Source organism: Mesorhizobium sp. M4A.F.Ca.ET.050.02.1.1 (assembly GCF_003997725.1).
GTDB lineage: Bacteria > Pseudomonadota > Alphaproteobacteria > Rhizobiales > Rhizobiaceae > Mesorhizobium.
Map to the genome: position 1 here is coordinate 1 of NZ_RZSG01000060.1, position 16021 is coordinate 16021.

Consider the following 16021-nt stretch of genomic DNA (forward strand, 5'->3'; position numbering starts at 1 on the left):
CCATAGGGCGACAGCGGATCCGGCCCATGCGTCAGGTCGAGCAGCAGCGCCGAATCCCGCACCGAGCGGGCGACCGCGTGGTCGACAACCATGCCGTACCAGCTTTCGCTGGTGAGCGGCGTCAGCGGCACGCGGCCGCGCGAGGTCTTCAAGCCGACCAGCCCGCTGCAGGCCGAGGGCACCCGGATCGAGCCGCCGCCGTCGGAAGCGTGCGCCGCCGGCACCACGCCGGCTGCCACCAGTGCCGCGGCGCCCCCGGACGAGCCGCCTGTGGTATAGCCCATATTCCACGGATTGCGGGTGATGCCGAAGGCCGCCGATTCCGTCATCAGCCTCAGCCCGTGCTCGGGCGAGGTGGTGGTGGCGATCGGGATCAGGCCGGCGGCGAGATGGCGCTCGACCATCACCGAATTGTAGTCGGCGGTGAAAGCCGGGATGCGGCTGCCGCCATGGATCGGCACGCCCCTGAGGCCGATGCCGAGATCCTTCAGCGCGAAGGGCACGCCGGCGAGCGGCAGCGCGCGGTCGACGCTCTTGGCGCGCGCCCGCGCCGCATCATAGAGCGGCTCGGCGATGGCGTTGATGTCGGGGCGCGTCGCCTCGGCGCGCGCGATCGCCGCGTCGACAAGCTCCTGCGGCGAGAGCTCGCCCTTGCGCACCAGGCCGGCCAGGCCGGTCGCATCCTCTTCCCACAGCACCCGTTCGACCGACATCGCCGCTGTCCTCCGCCGGCCCGGAGGCTAGCGGCAGCCGATTTGCTTGGCAACGGCGCGCGAACCCATCGTGAGCAAAGATCATCGCAAGCTTTGAGGGGGACAGTATTGCCTGCGCCGTTGCAAATGTATGGCAATCCTCTAATTTGCCGCCATGGCGCCGCAGGACATCAGCCAGCTGATCGTCCGGACTTCAATGAAGGACCGGGCAGCGTTTGATCTGCTCTACCGGCAGACCAGCGCGAAACTTTTCGGTGTCTGCCTTCGTGTATTGAAGGACAGGGGAGATGCGGAAGAAGCGCTGCAGGAGGTCTTCGTCAAGATCTGGACGAAGGCGGATCGTTTCGCGGTCTCCGATCTAAGCCCGATTTCCTGGCTGGTGGCTATTGCGCGCAATCATGCGATCGATCGCATTCGGGCGCGGCGCGAGCCGGCCGCCTATATCGACGCCGCGCTCAACGTGGCCGATCCGGCGCCGGGACCGGAGGCCATGGCCGTGGCGGGCGGTGAATCCGTGCGCATCTACCATTGCCTCGACGAGTTGGAGAAGGACCGGGCGGCGGCCGTCCGGGGCGCCTATCTGAACGGCGAAAGCTATGCCGAGCTGGCGGAGCGCCATGGCGTGCCGCTGAACACGATGCGGACCTGGCTGCGGCGCAGCCTGTTGAAACTCAGGGAATGCCTGGAAAGATGACGCTGGCAGAGGAAAACGGACCGGAACGTGGAGGCGACGACCTGTTCGCCGCCGAATACGTTCTTGGCGTCCTGGCCGCGGACGAACGCCAGATCGCGTCCCGCCGCATCGAGGCGGACGCCGCTTTCGCGCGCCTTGTCGACCGCTGGGAGGTTCACCTTTCGCCGATGGCCGCCGCCTATCCGGAGACCGAGCCTCCGATCAGGGTCAAGGAGGCGATCGATCGCCGGCTGTTCGCCCAAGAGTCCCGCGCCGGCCTCTGGTCGAGCCTCACCTTCTGGCGCGGCCTCGCCGCCGCCGCCGTCGCGGCGCTCGCGATCGCCATCGCCCTGCCATACATCAACCCGCCTGTCGTCGAGCCGCGGCAGCGGCTTGTCGCATCGCTGGCGGCCGATGGCAGCGACGTCAAATACCTCGTCGTCTACGACGCTGCGCGCCGCGATGTCGGTCTCTCCCTTGTCTCCGGCGAGCGTGCCGCCGGCAAGGACTTCGAGCTGTGGATGATCGAGGGCAAGAACGCGCCGGTTTCGATGGGCGTCATTCCCGCCGGCCAGACGACGCACATGGCCGTCACCCCTGCTGTTGAGCAGAAGCTCGCGCAAGGCGCCGTGCTCGCCGTCAGCGTCGAGCCCATCGGCGGCTCGCCGACCGGCCAGCCGACCGGGCCGGTTGTCGCCGCGGGCGACCTGAAGGGCATCTAGTCTCTTCGAGGATTGAGCGCCCTCCCTGAAAGAATAATCGAAATCTATCCTGCATGAGGTTAGAACGAGAAAAGTTTCTTTCTGGATGCGCGCTCATCAGCGTAATTTCGTCCCGCGCAAGGTCAGATAAAAATTTTTGAGAGCCGGGCGAAACTCGCGCAAGTCTGCCCCGTATCTCCTGGTGTTCCCAAAGACGGGCAACGATATCCAGAGGAGATAGAAATCATGCGTAAATTCGCCACCCTTTTGCTCGCCGGTACTATTGGTCTTTCCACGCTCGGTGCCGCCGCCTATGCCGCCAATCCGATGGTCGGCGGCGCGCCGATGTATGCCAAGAAGAACATCATCGAGAATGCCGTCAATTCGAAGGACCACACCACGCTGGTCGCCGCCGTCAAGGCCGCCGGCCTGGTCGACACGCTGCAGGGCGCCGGCCCGTTCACCGTCTTCGCGCCGACCAACGAGGCCTTCGCCGCGCTGCCCACCGGCACCGTCGAGATGCTGCTCAAGCCCGAGAACAAGGACAAGCTCACCAAGATCCTGACCTGCCACGTCATCGCCGCCAAGGCGATGGCTGCTGACGTCGCCAAGATGGCCAAGGCCGATGGCGGCGCGCACAAGGTCAAGACCGCCGGCGGCTGCGAACTGACGCTCAAGGCCGACAAGGGCAAGGTCACCGTGACCGACGAGAACGGCAATGTCGCCAATGTCACGATCGCCGACGTCCGGCAGTCCAACGGCGTCATCCACGTCATCGACAAGGTGCTGCTGCCGAAGATGTAACAAAGACGCCGCTGCCAGCGAAGACATGGCAAAGGCCTTCCCCGGTTGCGCGGCTCCTCTCCTGTAGGCCGTGCGACTGATCGCTTGCTCCGCGCCGTCCACGTGAAGTGGAGCCGGCGCGGAGTTTTCGTTGGGGGGCGTCAACCGCTTTTGATTTTCGCCCGGCGCGAAAATCTGGCAAACCGGCATTGGAGGAATTGTCCCATGAACCGTCGCGATCTTCTCCTGAGCGGCGCCGCGGCCGCCGCGGTCCTAGCCGGCACGGCTGCCTTGCTGCGCATTGGTGGCGCGCCAAATGCCCGCGCCGCCGAGACCTTCGAAGTGACCAAGACCGACGCCGAATGGCGCGCCATCCTGTCCGACGCGGCCTACAATGTGCTGCGCAAGGAAGGCACCGAATATCCAGGCACCAGCCCGCTGCTCGACGAGCACCGCAAGGGCATCTTCGCCTGCGCCGGCTGCGACCTGCCGGTCTATCCCTCGGAGACCAAATTCGATTCCGGCACCGGTTGGCCGAGCTTCTGGCAGGAAATTCCCAAGGCCATCGGCACGACCGCAGACCGGTCGCTCGGCATGACCCGCACCGAGGTGCATTGCCGCCGCTGCGGCGGCCATCTCGGCCATGTCTTCGACGACGGCCCGCCGCCGACCGGTCTGCGCCATTGCATCAACGGCGTGGCGCTGAGCTTCAAGCCGGCCGCCGCCTAAGTGGCGCTTTAGTTCAGGCCGAGAAGCGTGATGCTGGGCTTGGTCAGCATCAGCCAGAAGATGGCGACCACGGCGAAGAAAGCCGGAAAGCCGAACGCGAACCAGACGCGGTAGAGCCGGTCGAAGCCTGGTGGCAGGGCGGTCGCTTCCGCCGCAGCGTGTTTGGCCATGTCGCGCAAGCGGATCTGGATCCAGACCACCGGCAGCCAGAACAGGCCGATGATCACATAAAGCGCCAGTGACAGCAGGATCCAGCCTTCGTTGAGCGGCCAGCCGACGACGCGCGCCAACCCGTACCCGGTCAGCGGCTGCAGCATCACGGCAGTCGCCGTGAAGATGGTATCGGCGACCACCACGATGCCGGCGACATGGGCAATGATGCGGGGGTCGCGGGTCCTGACGGCCATCGCCATGAAGAAGGCGATGCCGATGCCGGTTCCGAACAGCACCGTCGAGCCGAGCACATGGACAAGCCGTAGCACGTCTTCCAGCGCCATCAGCGTTCGTCCAGAATGGCAAGGGCCGTGAGCGCCAGCAGGATCGACGGCACCACTTTGACGAGGGGGCCGAGCGGATCGAGCCAGAGCGCGGGCTCCGCGAATGTAGCGGCAAGCAGGTAGGCGAGCGTCAGCACCAGCATGCCGATCAGGGCGCGCCGCGCCCAGGGCCGGAAGAGCACCGCAAGGCCCAGTGCGATGTCGGCAAGACACGTCACCGCCACCATCGCGCCCGCGGCATGGCCAGGCAGGAAACTTGCGAAATGGCTGCGCGCCGCCTCGAATGCCAGGAACGGCGTGAGGCCGGATACCAGCCAGAACAGCGCCAGCGCGACGATGATCGGCGCCTTCAGCAGATAGAGGCGGGCGAACCATAGATCCTGCACGCCCGAAGGGGCGGCGGCGAGCGTCTCGGCCGCCGACGAAAGGCGCTGGTCTGACCCTGGCTGCCGCCGCACTTCGACACCGCCCGCCATCACCGCAAGTGCGGTCGAGCGGAGCGGCGAGCGCCAGCCGAGCCGGCCGGCGAGATCGGCCAGCCACGTCACCGGCCATGCGGCCATCGGCGGAACGGCAAACACAGGAGCCGGGGGCAAGCCGAGCCAGTTGCGATGCAAAAGCACAAGGTCCTTCAGCGTCAGGCCTTCATCGCCGGCGAGCGAGAGGTCCGAGCCGGAGGGCAAGACGCCGCCGATCGCGGCGCTGACTGCGCCGGCGACGTCGTCGAGCGCGACCGTCGTGACCGGGCTGTCGGCGTAAGCCAAAGGGATCGCCAACGGGAAGGCAGCGAGCGCCCTCAACAAGGCGGAGCCGCCATGCGCATTGCGGCCGAGCACCAGCGCCGGCCGCAGGATGACATGGCGCACCCCGCTTGCCGCGAGCGCCCCGTCGGCCCGCCTCTTGGTGTCGAGAAAGGGCAGGTCGGGGCCGGTTCCCGCTGTGTCCGCCGAGATCTGGACGATCAGCAATTCCCGGTCGCGCGCGGCCTCATAGAGAGCGAGCATCGCTTTTTCCTGGGTGGCCGTCAGGTCATCGGCGAGCCCGTCCTGCAGGGCGCCGGCGCAATTGACCACGGCCCGCTGGCCATACAGCGCGGTCTGCCAGTCCACGCTCCGCGTCATGCCGGCGAGATCGGCCTTCAGCCAGCGGACCTGCGGCATCCTCAGCGCCGCGCGCGCCGGCTCGCGTCCAAGCCCCGTGACCTGGTGGCCTTCCCCCGCAAGTCTTCTTGTGACGGCGGACCCGATGAAGCCGGTCGCGCCGAGAATCAGGACGTTCATGCCGGAACTTTAGCTGAAACCACTTCAGCAGAAACCAGGTCGGATGGCTCTCATCCAGGGCACGATCGCCACCGACGCCGTCGCCGCCAAACAGGTGGACTTAAAGCATGACCCCGGAATCGTCGCCGATTTCCGGGGTCATGCACGAGGGGCGCCAGGCGGGGGTTCCGGCGCGCCTCAATGGCCTCCGCCACTACCGCCGGCCTGGTCGGCCGGCTTGCGGATGAACAGGACGAACAGACCGAGCGTAGCGAACAGCACCGTCAGCATGTAGAACACGTCCATGAAGGACAGCAGCGATGCCTGCTGCTGGACCATGCCGGACAGCTTGGAGATCGCCGCCTTGGTGGCGTCGAGACCGGCGGTCTGCTCGAAGTTCATGGTCATGTTCTGCAACTTCTGCTGCGCTTCGGCGCTGCCCCACTGCACGTGCTCGGCGAGCCTGGCATAGTGGAAGGCGTTGCGGTCGATCAGCACCGTGTTGATGACGGCAAGGCCGACGGCGCCGCCGAGGTTGCGGGTCAGGTTGAACAGACCCGACGCATTCTTCAGCCGCTCCGGCGGCAACGTGCCGAGCGCGATGTTGTTGATCGGTACCATGCACAGCATCATCGAGCAGCCGCGCAGGATCTGCGGGATGAGCAGCTCGTAGAAATCCCAGTCGGCGGTGAGATGCGTCATCCACCATGTGCCGGTGGCGAAGCCGAAGAAGCCGATCATCATCATCAGCCTGAGATCGATCTTGTTCGACAGGATGCCGGCAACGGGCGCTGTGAAGAACATCGCCAGGCCGCTGACGAACAGCGCTTCGCCGATCATCATCGAATCGTAGCCGCGGATGCGGCCGAGGAACACCGGATAAAGATAGGTGAGCCCGTAGAGGCCGATGCCGACGACAAAGGAGAACAGCGAGCCGAAGGCGAAGTTGACGTTGGTGAAGGCGCGCAGGTCGACGATCGGCTCCTCGGCGGTGAAGGCGCGCCAGAAGAACAGCACCGCGCCGATGCTCATGACGGCGGCGCAGATGAACACCGCCTGGTCCTGCAGCCAGTCGTTGTTCGGGCCTTCCTCCAGCACATACTCCATGCAGCCGAGGAAGGCAGCCATGCCGGCGAGGCCCCACCAGTCGAACTTCGAGAACAGCTTGAGGTTCGGCTTGTCGAAATCGATCAGCGTCCAGGCCGCCGTCGCCACCAATATGCCGGGCACGACATTGATCAGGAACAGCCAGTGCCAGGACATCGCGTGGCTGATATAGCCGCCGACCGTCGGGCCGATCGTCGGCGCCAGCGTCGCCACTAGGCCGATCATCGGCGAGACGACGGCGCGGCGCGACGGCGGGAAGATGGTGAAGGCGGCCGCGAAGACGCTGGGGATCATGCCGCCGCCGATGAAGCCCTGGATGGCGCGGTAGACGATCATCTGGTCGATGTTGGTGGCGGTCGCGGCCAGCGCGCTGGCCGCGGTGAAGCCGGCGGCAGCGATCGTGAACAGGACCCGCGTCGACAGCATCCGGCTGAGGAAACCGGACAGCGGGATCATCACCACCTCGGCGATCAGATAGGCCGTCTGCACCCACGGGATCTCGTCCGAGCTGGCGCTCAAGCCCGCCTGGATCTCGGCCAGCGAGGCCGAGACGATCTGGATGTCCAGGATCGCCATGAACATGCCGAACACCATCGCCAGGAAGGCGATGACGCGGCGAACCGGCATATGGTCGGCCGGCAGGGCGGGTGCCGCCAGCCGTGCCGGTATCGATCCTGCGGTGACGGTTGCGGTTGCCATGTCATGGCCTCCCTGCAGCAATTCCGGGAAAGGCGCGCGGCGGCTTTCCGTTCGGAATTGCGTCAAAACAAATACTTGGGCTGGCTGGGCGGCCCGGCGCTCGACAAGCCGCCGGGCCGCCCCCCAAAAGTGCCTAGTTGGCCGTCGCGGCCGGCGCGGTACGGCTGTCGGCGGCGACGATGACGCTCAGGCCGGCGCGCAGCTTGCCGGTCTTCAGGACGTCGGCTGGCACGTCGATGCGGACCGGAACGCGCTGCACCACCTTGGTGAAGTTGCCGGTGGCGTTTTCCGGCGGCAGCAGCGAGAACACCGCACCCGAAGCCGGCGCCAGCGACGAGACCGTGCCTTCGAAACTCTGGCCGTCGATCGCGTCGACCGTGATGCGGACCTTCTCGCCGGCCACCAGATGGCCGAGCTGCGTCTCCTTGAAGTTGCCGACGATGTAGAGCTTGTCCATCGGCACGACGACGGCGAGCTTCTGGCCGGGGCTGACGAGGTCGCCCTGCTCGACCGAGCGGTTGCCGACGACGCCGTCATAGGGCGCCTTGAGGACCGTGAAGGACAGATCGCGCGCGGCCTTGTCGCGGCCGAGCTGCAGCGAAGCCAGGGTGCTTGCCGACTCCGCGCGCTGCGCCTCGAGCACCCCAATATTGGCTTGGGCAGCGGCGATCTGCGCATCGGCGCCGACGAGCGCCGCCTTGGCCTGGTCGAGCGCTGTCTGCGCGTCGTCGAGCTGCGCCTGCGTGCCGACATGGGTCCTGAGCAGCTGCGCCGCGCGGTCCTGGGCGCGCGCCGCATTGTCGGCCGCGGCCTGGTCGGCCACCTTCTGCGCCTGCGCCTGCTGCAGCGAGGCCTGGGCTGCCTTGGTCTGCGCGTCGATGCGGTCGAGCGTCTTCGCCAAAGTGGCGATCTGCGCCTCGGCCTGGGCAACAGCTATCTTGTAGTCGCCGTCGTCGATGGTCAGCAGCGGATCGCCGGCCTTGACCTGTTGGTTCTCGCTCACCAGGACCTTGTCGACATAGCCGGAAATCTTCGGCGACACGAACGACATGTCGGCCTGGACATAGGCGTCGTCGGTTGAGATCATGAAGCGGCCGTCGGTCCAGTAGTCGTAGCCGTACCAGCCGGCGGCGCCGAGCAGCCCAAGCCCGATGATGGGCAGAAGCAGCGAGCGCACCGAACGCTTCTTCTTGGCGGGCGCCTCGGCAGGGGTCACGGTGGCGGGCTGCGGAAACGCTTCCGGCGCTTCGGTCGATGGTTGGACCTTGGCGTTGGGAAACGTGCGGACTTCGGCGGTGGCGGGCGCGTTCGAGGACATGATATCTCTCAGCAGGTCTATATGAGGAAATTCTGTTATACTGAACCGTTCGGTTCGATACGGAGATTGACTTAGCGCTAAAACAGGCCCATATCAAGAGGCAATCGAACCGGTTGGTTCGAATTATTCTGCGAGGTGTGACTTTTATGGCCGAAACAGTGTCCGACCCCGGCACGGACCAGTGCGACGTGCTGGACAGCCTGCGTCGAGGCCGCCCGGCGGCTGGGCAGGATCCGGTCAAGCGCAGCCAGATTATCGAGGGCGCGCGCCGTGTCTTCATCGACAAGGGCTTCGAGGCCGCCTCGATGAATGACATAACCCGAGAGGCCGGTGTCTCCAAAGGCACCATCTATGTCTACTTCGCCAACAAGGAAGAGCTGTTCGAGGCGCTGATCGAGGAAGAGCGCGGCACAATCTTCAAGAACATGTACGATATGCTCGACCGCTCCGGCGACCTGCGCGAGACGCTGGTCAAGTTCGGCAAGGTGCTGTCGCTCAAGATCACCTCGGCCAAGGTCATCCAGGCGCAGCGCACGGTGATCGGCGCGGCGGACAGGATACCCGACATGGGCGCGCGGTTTTACGAGCGCGGCCCGAAACGCGGCCATGACAAGGTCATGGCCTTCCTCAATGCCGCCATCGAACGCGGCCTGCTGCAGATCGACGATGTCGATCTTGCGGCCTATCAGTTCACTGAACTTTGCCTGGCCGGATTTTTCCGCCAGTGCATATTCTCCTACCGCACCAAGGCCCCCAGCCAGGATGAGATCGACCATGTCGTCAGGTCGGGCGTCAGCATGTTCCTGAAGGCCTACGGCACCGAAAGGCTCGCGGCCGAGGAGCAGGCGGCGCAGTCGGCGTGAAAACCTGAAGCGCGCGGAGCGATTGCGAAGGATCGCGACGTGCCTTGACGTCGCGACGCAGATTCGTAACCAGCCCCGATGTCCGCGGGGCACGTCCTTCCTCCCGCTTAAATCGACCGTCGATCGCCCCTTTTGCCGAGCCCTCCGGAAGGGCTTGTTAACCATCGGTTCCTATGTCTCGGGACACGTTTGTTCGACGAATCTCGAGTGTGACATCCATGCGTTTCTCCCGTGCCAATCCTTCCGGCGCTTCCGCCCATGGCGACAACGTTGACAGTCATCCGGAAGATGCCCGGCAGCAAGGCGCGGCCGCGCCGCCGCAGCGGCAAACGGGGCAGGTCGTCACGCTGCGAGCCTCCGTTGAGGGCGAATCGAATGCCGCCGCCTCGTTGGATTCTGAGGGTGGCGAGTTCGGCCGCCCGGCCTGGCAGCAATATTTCTTTCTCGCGCCCAATGTGCGCTTTACCCGCACGCCGGATTCCGACAAGCGGCCTGCAGCGCAGCCGGATGATGAAGCGCCGGCCAAGGCGATGCCTTCCCGCGGCGATTCCTTCCGCCCCGCGCCGTCGGCCCCCCAGCCGGCCACTCCGGCCGGGAAAATTTCCGCCCTGGTCTCCACTGCTTCGGCCAGATCGCCGCAGGCCATCGTCAAGCCGACGCAGGCCGTTGCCGCGCCGCCGCGGGCGGTCGCCACTCCGGCGCAAAAGGCGCAGCCGCCGAAATTCCGCTGGTCCTATCTTTCCGATGATGCCTTTTTCGAGTTCAGCATGCCCCTGCTCGCCGAGCGCCTGGCGCGGGCTCGCCTGAACGAATCGTCGCCACCGCCCGCCTCGGCGCCCGTGCAACCTCCGGCGCGACCGACCCAGTCCGGCTCCGCCTCCCCGGGCGAGGCAATTTCGTTCTACCGCGTCATCGAATGGCGTTCGAACGGGCCGGCGCCAAGCCCTGCCCCAACGACAGCGCTGGCCGGCACGCCCGCCGCCCGGCCCGCTCCGCTGGACACCGAGCCTCGGGCGCCTGCGGCGGAGCCCGCCGCGCCGAGTTCCGTTCCAAAAGGCGCCCGGACCGCGAAGCGCGCGCCGTCTCTGCCCGCCGCCGGCAAGGTGGTGCCGTCGACCGCCCCGTCCGGCTACGAGCTTCCGTCCGAGGAACTGCTGCAAATGCCGCCGGAGGGCCAGGGCTTCTACATGTCGCAGGAGCGGATGGAACAGAACGCCGACCTGCTCGAAAGCGTGCTGGAGGATTTCGGCGTCAAGGGCGAGATCATCCATGTCCGGCCGGGTCCGGTCGTCACTCTCTACGAGTTCGAGCCGGCGCCTGGCGTGAAGTCCAGCCGCGTCATCGGCCTGGCCGACGACATCGCCCGCTCCATGTCGGCGATCTCGGCGCGCGTCGCCGTCGTGCCCGGCCGCAACGTCATCGGCATCGAACTGCCTAACGAGACGCGCGAGACGGTCTATTTCCGCGAACTGATCGAATCGGCCGGCTTCCGCAACACGTCCTGCAGACTGGCGCTCGGCCTCGGCAAGACGATCGGCGGCGAGCCGGTCATCGCCGACCTGGCCAAGATGCCCCATCTGCTGGTCGCGGGCACCACCGGCTCCGGCAAATCGGTCGCCATCAACACCATGATCCTGTCGTTGCTCTACCGGATGAAGCCGGAGGAATGCCGCCTCATAATGGTCGACCCAAAAATGCTGGAACTGTCCGTCTATGACGGCATCCCGCATCTGCTCACGCCCGTCGTCACCGATTCCAAGAAGGCCGTCACGGCGCTGAAATGGGCAGTGCGCGAGATGGAGGACCGCTATCGCAAGATGGCGCGCCTCGGCGTGCGCAACATCGACGGCTACAACCAGCGCGCCGCCACCGCCCGCGACAATGGCGAGGTCGTTGTCATGCAGGCGCAGGTCGGCTTCGAGAAGGGCACCGGCGAGCCGCTGTTCGAGGAACGGGAAATCGACCTGGCGCCGATGCCCTACATCGTCATCATCGTCGACGAGATGGCCGACCTGATGATGGTGGCCGGCAAGGAGATCGAGGGCGCCATCCAGCGGCTGGCGCAGATGGCGCGCGCCGCCGGCATCCACTTGATCATGGCCACGCAGCGCCCCTCGGTCGACGTCATCACCGGCACCATCAAGGCCAATTTCCCCACCCGCATCTCTTTCCAGGTGACGTCGAAGATCGACAGCCGCACCATCCTGGGCGAGCAGGGCGCCGAGCAGTTGCTCGGCCAGGGCGACATGCTGCATATGGCCGGTGGTGGGCGCATTGTCCGCGTGCATGGCCCCTTCGTCTCCGACATGGAGGTCGAGCACGTCGTGGCGCATCTGAAGGCGCAGGGGCGTCCGGAATATCTCGAAACGGTCACCGCCGACGAGGAGGCGGAAGAAGAGGCGGCCGACGCGGGTCCCGTCTTCGACAAGGGCGCGATGGCCGAAGAGGATGGCGACGCCCTCTACGAGGAAGCCATCAAAGTGGTCAAGCGCGACAAGAAATGCTCGACCTCCTACATCCAGCGCCGCCTCGGCATCGGCTACAATCGCGCCGCATCGCTGGTCGAACGCATGGAGAAGGAGGGCCTGGTCGGCACGCCCAACCACGTCGGCAAGCGTGAAATCCTGGCCGGCCGGCGGGACCACGCGCCGGAGCGCGACGAGACGGATTGACGAGGATCGGGGATGGGGCCGGGCGATACGCCGGTCTTGTTTGACCGGACGCGCTTTCGCGGGGGGTGCGTCAGCCGCCGTTGGCGGCGAGCACGATCGCGGCTCGCAGTTCCTCCAGCCCGTCGCTCTTTTCCGACGACGTCGCCAGGACGAACGGGAAGGCGGCCGGCCGCTTCTTGATCTTGGCCAGCGTCTCCTCGATCAGCCGCGGCACGCCGGCCGCCTTGATCTTGTCGGTCTTGGTCAGCACGATCTGGTAGGACACCGCCGCCTTGTCGAGCAGCGACAGCACCTCCTCGTCCTTGGCCTTGATGCCGTGGCGGGCATCGATCAGCACATAGACGCGCTTCAGTGTGACGCGGCCCTTGAGATAGTCGAAAACCAGCTTCGTCCAGTCGTCGACCTTTTCCTTCGGCGCGCTGGCATAGCCGTAGCCCGGCATGTCGACCAGCGCCATCGGCGGCAGGTCGGCGCCTTCGCCGGAAAAGCCGTCCGGCACGAAATAGTTGAGCTCCTGCGTGCGCCCCGGCGTGTTCGAGGTGCGAGCCAGCCCCTTCTGGCCGACCAGCGCGTTGATCAGCGACGACTTGCCGACATTCGAGCGGCCGGCGAAGGCGATCTCCGGCGGTCCTTCCGGCGGCAGGAACTTCATCGCCGGCACGCCGCGGATGAAGACCCAGCCTCGGGTGAACAGGTCGGTGCCGATCACGGTCTTGTCCATCAGACGGCTGCCTCCAGGCGGGCAATGTCGGCGCCCCTGATGGCGTTGAGGTTGCGGCTGATCTTGTCCACCGGCCAGTCCCACCAGGCTGCCATCAGCAGCCGCCGGACCGTCTTGTCGTCGAAGCGCATCTTCACCACCTTGGCCGCGTTGCCGGCAACGATCGCATAGGCCGGCACGTCGTGCGTGACAACCGATTTCGCCGCGACGATGGCGCCATGGCCGATTGTCACCCCGGGCATGATCACCGCATCCATGCCGATCCACACATCGTTGCCGACCACCGTGTCGCCGCGGATCTCCTTCGACCATGTCTTCGGGTCGAAGCCTTCCTCCCAGCCATGGCCGAAGATGTTGAACGGATAGGTCGAGAAGCCCGACATCGCATGGTTGGCGCCGTTCATGATGAAGCGCGCGCCTTCGGCGATGGCGCAGAACTTGCCGATGATCAGTCTGTCGCCGATGAACGGATAGTGGTGCAGCACGCAGCGTTCGGCGAATTTGTCCGGCCCGTCCGGGTCGTCGTAATAGGTGAAGTCGCCGATCTCGATGTTGGGCGCGGTGACCAGCCCTTTCAGGAAGCCGACGCGCGGATGCATCGGGATCGGGTGCTTGATGTTGGGATTGGGTCCGGTCATGGGCTGGCTCCGTCCACCCTTGCGACGAGACGGAGCTTATAGGGGTGTGCGGCGGCGCGGTCTACCTGTGGTGAAGCCGGGGTCCCGCGAAGCAGCGCGGGACCCCGGCCTGCCGGACGACCTCCCAAACACCGGCGTCGCAGCACCGGAAGCCGTCACGGCCTTTTGGGGAGGACTGAAAAAGCCACGATGAATACCTGGCCCGAGTTTCCGGGCGACAACAAAAAACCCGGACGAGCCGGGTTTTTCGAAGACTATTGATCGGGCTGCCGGCTATTCCGCCGGCGAGGGTTTCTTGCGGAACAGCGCCGCCAGATTGTCCCACAATTCGATCTTGGCGCCCTGGCGCTTCATGATCACGCCCTGCTGCAGGATCGACAGCAGGTTGTTCCAGGCCCAGTAGATGACCAGGCCCGCCGGGAAGCCCGCCATCATGAAGGTGAAGATGATCGGCATCCAGGTGAAGATCGCGGCCTGCGTCGGATCCGGCGGCGTCGGGTTCATGCGCATCTGCAGGAACATGGTGACGCCCATCAGCAGCGGCCAGACGCCGATCATAAGCATGTGCGGCAGCGTGATCGGGATCAGGCCGAACAGGTTGAAGATCGAGGTCGGATCCGGCGCGGCAAGGTCCTGGATCCAGCCGAAGAACGGCGCGTGCCGCATCTCGATGGTGATGTAGAGCACCTTGTAGAGCGAGAAGAAGACCGGGATCTGCAGCGCCACCGGCCAGCAGCCGGCCAGCGGATTGATCTTCTCGGTCTTGTAGAGCTCCATCATCGCCTGCTGCTGCTTCATCTTGTCGTCCGCGTATTTCTCGCGGATCTCGAGCATCTTCGGCTGCACCTTCTTCATGTTCGCCATCGACGCATAGGACTTGTTGGCGAGCGGGAAGAAGATGGCCTTGACGATGACGGTGGTGGCGAGGATGGCCAGGCCGAAATTGCCGAAGAATTTGTAAAGCGTGTCGATCAGCCAGAACATCGGCTTGGTGATGAAGTGGAACCAGCCCCAGTCGATCAAGAGGTCGAACCGCTTGATGTGGCGGTCCTCGGCATAGGCGTTAATCTTGGCGACTTCCTTGGCGCCGGCGAAGACCTCGGTCTCGACGGTCGCCGACTGGCCGGCATCGACATTGATCGCGTCGGTCAGGAAGTCGGACTGGTAGCGGTGGCGGCCATCCTCGAAATAGGCGTAGCGCGGCTGGAACGGCTGCTTCTCGGTCGGCACCAGCGTCACCGCCCAGTATTTGTCGGTGATGCCGAGCCAGCCGTCGGTCGACTTGCCGGGCTGGGCCTGCTTGTCCTTCTCGATGGAGGCGTATTTGTGCTCCTGCAAGCCTTCCGTCCCGGTATAGCCGATCAGACCCTCATGCAGCACATAGGTGCTGGCGACGGCCGGCTTGTCGAAGCGGGTGACGCGGCCGTAGTTGAACAGCGAGACGGCGGCGGCGCCCGAATTCTGCACCGTGTCGGAGACCGTGAACATATAGTCGTTGTCGACCGAGACGGTGCGCTTGAAGGTCAGGCCCTTGTCGTTCGAATAGGTCAGCGTCACCGGCGTCGACGGCGTCAGCGTCGCGTTGCCGTCGACCGTCCACACCGTATCGGCGCCCGGCACCGCGCCGGTCTTGTCGTTGCCGACGAAGCCGATCTCGGCGAAATAGCCGTTGGGCAGCGCCGACGGATTGAGCAACTCGATCTCGGGCGAGTTCTTGTCGACGGTCTCGGTGTAGTGCTTGAGCTTGAGGTCGTCGAGCCGCGCACCGGTCAGGTTGATCGAGCCCTCCAGGCTCGGCGTGTCGATCTTGACGCGGCTGGTCGCCGCCAGCGCCTGCGCGCGGCCCGCCGCCGTCACGGCCTCGCCGCCGGGAGCGCTCGGAATGGCGCCGGGGGCGGGGGCCGGCGTGCCGGCGGCGCCCGGATTGGCCGCCTCGGCGGTCTTCTTCTGTTCGGCCTGCCGCTGCTCCTCGATGCGGGCCGCCTCGCGCTGCTGCTCGACGCGCGGGTTCATGTAGAACACCTGCCACAGCGTCAGGATCAGCACCGACAGCGCGATGGTGATGAAGAAATTGCGGTTGTTTTCCATCGAAGCCCTTGGCCTATCGTGTTCCGCGCAGTCGGCGGGAAAGTTCGGCTTTCAACTGGCCGAACGGAATGGCGAGCACATCTTCGCGCCCGACGATGACATAGTCATTGCCCGGCGCCATGTCATCGGCCGCATGCGTGCGCACGGCTTCTCTCAGCCGCCGCCGGACGCGGTTGCGCACGACGGCATTGCCGACCTTCTTGGTGACGGTATAGCCGACGCGCGGCAAAAGCGTGTCGCCGCGGTCGAGAACCTCGACGAGGAAAAGCCGCCCGCGGCGCTTTTCGCCGCCGCGGACAGCCAGGAAATCCGCGCGCTTCAGAAGCCGCTTGGGATTTTGTCCCACTGGCTTGCCGGTTGCGGGCAACGATCTCGTCTTTCGTTCAGGCGCTGAGCCGCTTGCGGCCGCGGTTGCGGCGGGCGGCAACGACGCCGCGACCACCCTTGGTGGCCATGCGGGCACGGAAACCGTGCCGGCGCTTGCGGACGAGTTTGGACGGTTGGTAGGTACGCTTCATTTGTTTTAATACCGCGGGGTGCGGCCCTTCTTGATTCTGTCA

16 protein-coding genes are annotated in these 16021 nt (G+C 65.6%); 6 read left to right on the forward strand and 10 right to left on the reverse strand.

Going from position 1 to position 16021, the window contains the following annotated elements; genetic code table 11:
• The coding region (locus EOA33_RS07365) for an amidase (protein WP_145989085.1) at positions 1-713 on the reverse strand (713 nt) is incomplete at its 3' end.
• 154 nt (positions 714-867) lie between these two features.
• Here EOA33_RS07365 and EOA33_RS07370 point away from each other — a divergent pair.
• From EOA33_RS07370 to msrB, 4 genes are all read left to right on the forward strand, one after another.
• A complete protein-coding gene (locus EOA33_RS07370; protein ID WP_126057179.1) occupies positions 868-1407 on the forward strand; it encodes a sigma-70 family RNA polymerase sigma factor in 540 nt (179 codons plus the stop codon).
• Positions 1404-2108 (forward strand): anti-sigma factor, encoded by a 705-nt coding sequence (locus tag EOA33_RS07375; RefSeq protein ID WP_126057178.1) that lies wholly within the window; start codon positions 1404-1406, stop codon positions 2106-2108. The genes EOA33_RS07370 and EOA33_RS07375 overlap by 4 nt, the downstream gene beginning before the upstream one ends.
• Positions 2109-2333: 225 nt before the next feature.
• Positions 2334-2891, forward strand: coding sequence for a fasciclin domain-containing protein (locus tag EOA33_RS07380; RefSeq protein WP_126057177.1), 558 nt, complete (start codon positions 2334-2336; stop codon positions 2889-2891).
• Positions 2892-3095: 204 nt separating this feature from the next.
• The gene (gene msrB, locus EOA33_RS07385) at positions 3096-3599 is read left to right on the forward strand and encodes a peptide-methionine (R)-S-oxide reductase MsrB (RefSeq protein ID WP_126057176.1); all 504 of its coding nucleotides are present in this window, start codon (positions 3096-3098) and stop codon (positions 3597-3599) included.
• A gap of 8 nt (positions 3600-3607) precedes the next feature.
• On the opposite strand, the gene EOA33_RS07390 is transcribed toward msrB, so the two are convergent.
• The 4 genes from EOA33_RS07390 to EOA33_RS07405 form a co-directional block, all read right to left on the reverse strand.
• The gene (locus tag EOA33_RS07390; RefSeq protein WP_126057175.1) at positions 3608-4096 is read right to left on the reverse strand and encodes a DUF2269 domain-containing protein; all 489 of its coding nucleotides are present in this window, start codon (positions 4094-4096) and stop codon (positions 3608-3610) included.
• The gene (locus EOA33_RS07395; protein WP_126057174.1) at positions 4096-5376 is read right to left on the reverse strand and encodes an SDR family oxidoreductase; all 1281 of its coding nucleotides are present in this window, start codon (positions 5374-5376) and stop codon (positions 4096-4098) included. Before EOA33_RS07395 ends, EOA33_RS07390 begins: the two co-directional genes overlap by 1 nt.
• 177 nt (positions 5377-5553) lie before the next feature.
• On the reverse strand, positions 5554-7161 hold the full coding sequence (locus EOA33_RS07400; protein ID WP_126057173.1) for a DHA2 family efflux MFS transporter permease subunit: 1608 nt from the start codon (positions 7159-7161) through the stop codon (positions 5554-5556).
• A gap of 133 nt (positions 7162-7294) precedes the next feature.
• Positions 7295-8479 carry an HlyD family secretion protein gene (locus EOA33_RS07405; RefSeq protein WP_126057172.1) on the reverse strand — a complete coding sequence of 395 codons (1185 nt, stop codon included), beginning with the start codon at positions 8477-8479 and terminating at the stop codon, positions 7295-7297.
• 146 nt (positions 8480-8625) lie between these two features.
• On the opposite strand from EOA33_RS07405, the gene EOA33_RS07410 reads away from it, so the two are divergent.
• Together EOA33_RS07410 and EOA33_RS07415 are read left to right on the forward strand one after the other, a co-directional pair.
• Positions 8626-9342 carry a TetR/AcrR family transcriptional regulator gene (locus tag EOA33_RS07410; protein WP_127400556.1) on the forward strand — a complete coding sequence of 239 codons (717 nt, stop codon included), beginning with the start codon at positions 8626-8628 and terminating at the stop codon, positions 9340-9342.
• Positions 9343-9560: 218 nt separating this feature from the next.
• Positions 9561-12014, forward strand: a complete 2454-nt coding sequence (locus tag EOA33_RS07415) for a DNA translocase FtsK (RefSeq protein WP_126057171.1) — start codon at positions 9561-9563, stop codon at positions 12012-12014.
• 70 nt (positions 12015-12084) lie between these two features.
• Here the strand turns inward: EOA33_RS07415 and yihA are convergent, their stop codons facing one another.
• The 5 genes from yihA to rpmH all read right to left on the reverse strand — a co-directional run bounded on the left by yihA (position 12085) and on the right by rpmH (position 15979).
• Complete coding sequence (yihA, locus tag EOA33_RS07420) at positions 12085-12735, reverse strand: ribosome biogenesis GTP-binding protein YihA/YsxC (RefSeq protein ID WP_126057170.1); 651 nt, start codon at positions 12733-12735, stop codon at positions 12085-12087.
• Positions 12735-13373 carry a CatB-related O-acetyltransferase gene (locus EOA33_RS07425; protein ID WP_126057169.1) on the reverse strand — a complete coding sequence of 213 codons (639 nt, stop codon included), beginning with the start codon at positions 13371-13373 and terminating at the stop codon, positions 12735-12737. Before EOA33_RS07425 ends, yihA begins: the two co-directional genes overlap by 1 nt.
• Positions 13374-13646: 273 nt before the next feature.
• Positions 13647-15461, reverse strand: coding sequence for a membrane protein insertase YidC (yidC, locus tag EOA33_RS07430; protein WP_126057168.1), 1815 nt, complete (start codon positions 15459-15461; stop codon positions 13647-13649).
• Between the two features lie 13 nt (positions 15462-15474).
• A complete protein-coding gene (gene rnpA / locus EOA33_RS07435) occupies positions 15475-15828 on the reverse strand; it encodes a ribonuclease P protein component (RefSeq protein ID WP_126057167.1) in 354 nt (117 codons plus the stop codon).
• A gap of 16 nt (positions 15829-15844) precedes the next feature.
• The gene (gene rpmH / locus EOA33_RS07440; RefSeq protein WP_008833937.1) at positions 15845-15979 is read right to left on the reverse strand and encodes a 50S ribosomal protein L34; all 135 of its coding nucleotides are present in this window, start codon (positions 15977-15979) and stop codon (positions 15845-15847) included.
• Between the last annotated feature and the right edge of the window lie 42 nt (positions 15980-16021).